The 5,757-nt window shown below is 68.5% G+C and carries 7 protein-coding genes; 1 reads left to right on the plus strand and 6 read right to left on the minus strand.

Annotation, left to right across the window (positions count from 1 at the left end):
* From E1181_RS30755 to E1181_RS30765, 4 genes are all read right to left on the minus strand, one after another.
* The coding region (locus E1181_RS30755; protein WP_132679916.1) for an ABC transporter ATP-binding protein at positions 1 to 767 on the minus strand (767 nt) is incomplete at its 3' end.
* On the minus strand, positions 764 to 1,414 hold the full coding sequence (locus E1181_RS30760; protein WP_235877174.1) for a TetR/AcrR family transcriptional regulator: 651 nt from the start codon (positions 1,412 to 1,414) through the stop codon (positions 764 to 766). The genes E1181_RS30755 and E1181_RS30760, both read right to left, overlap by 4 nt.
* A 271-nt stretch (positions 1,415 to 1,685) precedes the next feature.
* Complete coding sequence (locus E1181_RS31650) at positions 1,686 to 1,823, minus strand: hypothetical protein (protein ID WP_165944802.1); 138 nt, start codon at positions 1,821 to 1,823, stop codon at positions 1,686 to 1,688.
* Between the two features lie 212 nt (positions 1,824 to 2,035).
* Positions 2,036 to 3,583, minus strand: coding sequence for an N-acyl-D-amino-acid deacylase family protein (locus E1181_RS30765; RefSeq protein WP_132679917.1), 1,548 nt, complete (start codon positions 3,581 to 3,583; stop codon positions 2,036 to 2,038).
* Positions 3,584 to 3,670: 87 nt separating this feature from the next.
* Between E1181_RS30765 and E1181_RS30770 the strand changes: the two genes are divergently transcribed.
* On the plus strand, positions 3,671 to 4,720 hold the full coding sequence (locus tag E1181_RS30770) for a lipoate--protein ligase family protein (protein WP_132679918.1): 1,050 nt from the start codon (positions 3,671 to 3,673) through the stop codon (positions 4,718 to 4,720).
* Here the strand turns inward: E1181_RS30770 and E1181_RS30775 are convergent, their stop codons facing one another.
* Together E1181_RS30775 and E1181_RS30780 are read right to left on the minus strand one after the other, a co-directional pair.
* Positions 4,721 to 4,945, minus strand: a complete 225-nt coding sequence (locus E1181_RS30775) for a DUF5703 family protein (RefSeq protein WP_132679919.1) — start codon at positions 4,943 to 4,945, stop codon at positions 4,721 to 4,723. It lies immediately after the preceding gene.
* Positions 4,942 to 5,757, minus strand: an 816-nt coding sequence (locus E1181_RS30780) for a YncE family protein (protein ID WP_132679920.1), incomplete at its 5' end; no start/stop codon positions are given. The genes E1181_RS30775 and E1181_RS30780, both read right to left, overlap by 4 nt.

Below are 5,757 nucleotides of genomic sequence, written 5' to 3' on the forward strand. Positions count from 1 at the left end.
GGGTCGAACCCGGCGCGGCGCAGGGCGTCCAGGGCTTCGGTGGTGCGGGCGGGGTCGGTGAGGGTGGCGTTGACGCTGCGCTGGCCGACCTGGGCCTTGAGCTGCTCGGCGGTGCCGGTGGCCACGACCTCGCCCGCGGACAGCACGGTGATGGTGTCGGCGAGCCGATCGGCTTCGTCGAGATACTGGGTGGTGAGCAGGACGGTGGTGCCCTCGGCGACGAGGCTCTCGACGATCTGCCAGAGGTTGAGCCTGCTGACCGGGTCGAGTCCGGTGGTGGGCTCGTCGAGGAAGATCACATCGGGGTGCCCGACGAGGCTGGCGGAGATGTCGAGCCTGCGGCGCATGCCGCCGGAGTAGGTGCGGGCCGGGCGGCGCCCGGCCTCGACGAGGTCGAAGGTGTGCAGGAGCTCGTCGGCCCGCTGTGCGGCCTCGCGGCGGTTCGCGCCGAGCAGGCGGGCGATGAGCACGAGGTTGTCGTAGCCGGAGAGCTGCTCGTCGACAGCGGCGAACTGTCCGGTCAGCCCGATGCGGGCGGTGACCTCGCGCCGTTGGGTGACGACGTCGAGCCCGGCGATGGTGGCGGTTCCGCTGGTGGGCGGTAACAGCGTGCTGAGGATGTTGATCAGCGTCGTCTTGCCCGCTCCGTTGTGGCCGAGCAGGCCCAGCACGCTGCCTTGCGCGACCGAGATGCTGACGTCGTCGAGAGCGGTGACGTCGCCGAACTTCTGCGTGATGTGGTGCGCTTCGATGATCGGATCGGTCATCGGGACTCCTGGGGGTCGTCGGTGGTCTCGGCCAGAGCTCCGTGCAGCAGCACGTCGACGCGGGCGCGGATCGCGGCAGCGTGGTCGGCATCGGAGGTGTCCGAGGCGGTGGCCGTGAACCGGATGCCGAGCACGAGCGCCTGCAGGTAGCTGGCGAGGTCTTCGGGTGGGATCCGCAGCTCCTGCGGATCGACCAGCGAGGCGAGGGCGGTGGTGAGGTCGCGGATGAACTGCTCGCGGACCTCCGGAAGGCCTGCGGGCTTTTCCTCGGGGCCTCCGCGCAGGTCGAAGCCGGAGGCGGCCAGCGTGTGGACGAGCTCGCCGAAGCTGGTGAAGTGGTCGAGGAACAGCTGAGCTGCCTCGGTCAGCCTGTCGGCGACGTCGATGTCGCGGGGGACCGCGCGCACGGTGGCGCACAGCTCGTCCGGGCGCAGCGCGGCGGTCACGCAGGCCTGCAGCAGCTCGGTCTTGTCGGCGAAGGCCCGGAACACGGTGCCTTCGGCGATCTCGGCGGCGTGGGCGATCTGCTTGGTGGTGACGTGCGCGCCGTGCTCGCGCACGAGGGGCAGGACGGCCGTGACGATCGCTTCACGCCGCTGCTCGGGGCTCATCGCCGAGGCACGCCGGCGCGGTGGTTCAGAACTCACGCAATCAAGATAGGAGTGAGTGCTCACTCATGTCAATGAGCCAGCACTCACTCAGTCGTCTTCAGGGCCAGCCGGGCCGCCCGCTCCAGGTTGTCGCGATCGAGGCGGCGACGTCAGGTCATTAACGTCTGTGAATTCAGTGGCGAATGAATTTAAAGGTGAACGCCAAAGGTCACCAACGAACTCAGAACTGAAGCGGCGGAGGGGAGGGCGCGCCGCCTGGTCCTGGGAGGTGTTGCTGCGACCGTGGGCGGCGCGCCGGCTCGGTGGGTCAGTCGTAGCCGCGGATGACGTGGCTTTCGTCGTCTTCGGTCTCGACTGAGTCCCGGCGCGTCTGGACCGGGAGGTCCAGGTCCACGTCCGGGTCGAAGGAGTCCTGCTGGGCGACTCGATGATCTGAGAGCGTCATGGCGGGGCTCCTCTCGGCAACGGATTTCACCGGCCGATCGTCCGTCGCGAGTGGACAGATCGCATGTGGGACGCGCCACACGCGCTGGTGAATCCCCCGGACGAGCTGGCTTTCTTCTCAGTATTAGCTTCTATAACTTCAGTGGTAGCTGAAATTAATACTCCGCATCCGCACCTCACCACCACAGTCGAAAAGACGCGAAAGACGACGGGTCAGCCCTGGGGAGTCAGGCGGGTGCCGGCTCGTGAGCCGACGAAGTCGCCTTCTTCGACGACGGTCCTGCCGGCCAGGCACACCCACGGGATGCCCGCCGGTGCCCGCATGGGGTCCTGGTAGTCGCCGACGTCCACGACGGTGTCGGCGTCGAAGGCCACGAGGTCGGCGACCATGCCCGGGGAGATCAGACCGCGGTCGGGGATCCGGAACGTCTCGGCGGGCAGGGAGGTCATGCGGCGGATGGCCTCGGGCAGCTCCAGCACGCCGCGTTCGCGGACGTAGCGGCCCAGGACTCGGGGGAAGGTGCCGGTCATGCGCGGGTGCGGTCTGCCGCCGTTGCCGGGCGGCAGACCGTCGGAGCCGATCATGGTGCGGGTGTCGCGGAGGGCGGGTTCGAGGTCGTCCTCGTGCATCGAGAAGTGGATCATCGCCACGCGGAGCTCCTCGGTGACCAGGAGGTCGATGAGGGCGGTGATCGGGTCGGTGCTCCGGGTCTCGGCGATGTCGGCGAGGGTGCGTCCCTCGTGGCGGTGGCTGGGTGTGGTGGCGATGAGGATGCGGTCGAAGTGGGTGGTCTGGCCGATCGCGGCGGTGAGCTCGGCGTGCGCGGCGGGGGCGGTGAGCTTGGCGAGGGTGTGCTCGGAGTCGCCGCCGAGGTAGTCGGTGGGCAGCACCGAGGTGAGGGTGGTGGAGGAGGCGGTGTAGGGGTAGACGTCCTGGTGGACGACGTGCCCGGTGTCGCGGGCCTGGTGGATGCGGTCGAGGGCGTCGGGCATCCTGCCCCAGTTGCGCGGGTGGGTGGCCTTGAGGTGCGACAGGTGGGTGCGGCCGGCGACGTGGCCGATGCGCAGGGCTTCGTCGATGGCGTCGAGGAGGTGGTCGCCTTCGTCGCGCATGTGCGTGGCGTAGAGGCCGTTGCCGCCGAGGACCTCCGCCAGCGCGGTGAGCTCGTCGGTGGTGGCGAACAGGGCCGGTGGGTAGATCAGGCCGCTGGAGAGCCCGAAAGCGCCTGCTGTCATGCCTTCTTCGAGCATCGCGCGCATGCGGTGCAGCGCGTCGGCGTCGGGCGCCGCGTCAGTCATGCCGGTGGCGGCGACGCGCAGGGTGCCGTGTCCGATGAGCGGGCAGTGGTTGGTGGTGCGGCCTGCGGCGTCGGTGGTGTGGAAGAGCTCGGCGAAGCCGGTCCAGGTGGGGTTGAGGGGCGGGAAGAGGCGTTGCAGGAACGCGTTGTGGACGTCGGCGTGGGTGGTGGTGCGGGGTGCGAGGCTGAATCCGCAGTTGCCGACGACTTCGGTGGTGACGCCTTGCAGGATCTTGGTGGTGTCGTGCTCGGTGAGCAGGGGTGCGTTGTCGGCGTGCGAGTGGACGTCGATGAAGCCGGGTGCGAGGACGAGTCCGGTGAGGTCGCGTCGGGGGTGGTGTTCGGGGAGCGTGCCGGGTGGTTCGACGGCGGTGATGTGGTGGTCGTCGATGAGGACGTCGGCGGGGCGCAGGGGTGTGCCGGTGCCGTCGGCGATGAGTGCTCCGGTGAGCAGCTCGGTCATGGGCGTGCCTTTCTGGGAGCTGGGTCTCATCTGGAAATTCCGGCGGCTGGGGGTGGTGTTGTCGATGTTGTGGGAGAGGGGTGCGCCGTGCACGGTGAGTTGAAGGTTCCGGGTGGCAAGTTGGTGGTGGTCGACCTGGAGGTGGTCGATGGCCGGTTGTCGGACGTGCGGTTGAGCGGGGATTTCTTCCTGGAGCCGGATGAGGCGTTGGAGGCGATCAACGCGTCGTTGGTGGGTGCGCCGGTGTCGGCGGAGCCGGAGGAGTTGGTCCGGCGGATTCGGGGTGGGTTGCCCGAGGACGCGCGGTTGGTGGGGTTCAGCGCGGAGTCGGTGGCCACGGCGGTGCGTCGTGCGTTGTCGCGTGCGTCGGGGTGGGGTGATCACGAGTGGGAGTTGGTGTGTGAGGGTCCGCGGTCGCCGTTGATGCACATGGCTTTGGACGAGGTGCTGGCCGAGGAGGTGGGTGCGGGGCGTCGGGGTCCGACGTTGCGGTTGTGGGAGTGGTCGTCGGCTGCGGTGATCTTGGGTGGGTTCCAGTCGGTGCGCAACGAGGTGGATCTGGATGCGGCGGCGCGGTTGGGTGTTGAGGTGGTGCGTCGGGTGACCGGTGGTGGGGCGATGTTCGTGGAGCCGGGGAACACGGTGACGTATTCGCTGTACGCGCCGCCGTCGTTGGTGGCGGGGATGTCGGTGGCCGAGTCGTATCCGTTCTTGGACGACTGGGTGTTGGGCGTGCTGCGGGATCTGGGGCTGGAGGTGTGGTATCAGCCGTTGAACGACATCGCTTCGGGTGGCGGGAAGATCGGTGGTGCGGCGCAGAAGCGGATGGCTTCGGGTGCGGTGTTGCACCACGTGACGATGTCGTACTCGATCGATGGTGCGAAGCTCGGTGAGGTGCTGCGCGTGGGCCGGGAGAAGTTGTCGGCCAAGGGTGTCGCGAGCGCTGCCAAGCGGGTGGATCCGCTGGCGCGGCAGACGGGTTTGGCGCGTGAGGTCGTCATCGAGCGGCTGATCGAGGGTTTCCGGTCGCGGTTCGGGCTCGTGGAGGGGCCGGTGAGCGCGGTGGAGGAGTCTCGCGCCAGGGCGTTGGTGGAGTCGAAGTTCGCGACGGATGCCTGGTTGTGGCGGGTGCGGTGATCAGGTGATGACGTTGGGGACGCCGGGGGTGTTGCGTTTGCGGCGGAGCCAGATCTTGCGGGTGCCGTCGGCGTAGAGGAGGACGCGGGAGAGTTCCCAGCCGGAGTACTCGGCGTGGATGCTGAGTTGGGTCGCTGCGCTGATGCGGGTGATGCCGGGTGGGAGGCGCAGCGGCCGGTATTCCCAGTCGGTGTCGGTTTCGGGGTTGTCGGTTTGTGCGCTCACATTCTCACCACCTGGTATCCGGCGCCGTTGGCGGAGGCGATGTAGAGGGTGTTGGTGTCGGGGTCGAGGGCGATGGTGTCGGGTTGGCTGATGGTGGGGATGCGGTGGCGTTCTTGGGGTTCGCCGCCTGCGATGTCGTAGGCGACGAGTTCGTTGGTGGCGGTGAGGGTGATCCAGGCGGTGTCGGTGGTGGGGTCGTAGGCGAGTGCGTAGGGGGCGCCGGGGACGGGGTAGCGCTGTTTGAGGATGAGGGGGTCGGTGCTGAAGGCGAGGAGTGCTTGGCCGCGGGTGTCGATGGTGAGGATGCGGCCGTAGCGGTCTTGGGTGGTGTTGGTGGCGCCTTCGCCTGCTCGGAGTCCTGCGCCTTTGTCGCCGGTGGTGGTGTTGATGGGGGTGATGGCGGTGGTGAGGCGGTCGAGGACGTAGACCTGGCCGTTGTGGTGGAGGAGTTGTGCGGGGCCTGGGAACTTCTCGGTGGTGGTGGCGGGTTGGGCGTGGTTGAGGATGGTGATGGTGCCGGTGTCGCGGAGGGCGATGGCGGTGCGTTGGGGGTCGAGGTCGATGGCGTCGACGGGTGCGCCTGCTACGGGGGTGGGGTGTGCGGTGGTGGTGCGCAGGTCGATGCGGGTGATCTGGTTGGCGTCGGGGAGTGCTGCGAGGACCTGGCCGTGTTGGGCGTGGAGGTTGGCCGGTGGTGCGGGCAGGTCGAGGGTGCGGCGGTTGCCGTTGGTGGTGTCGATGAGGTGGAGCTGGGGGCCGGCGGCGAGCACGAGGGTGCGGGTGTCGCGGTCGTAGGCGGTGTGCTGGGTGGG

It is taken from the genome of Saccharopolyspora terrae (assembly GCF_004348435.1).
Lineage (GTDB): Bacteria > Actinomycetota > Actinomycetes > Mycobacteriales > Pseudonocardiaceae > Saccharopolyspora > Saccharopolyspora endophytica.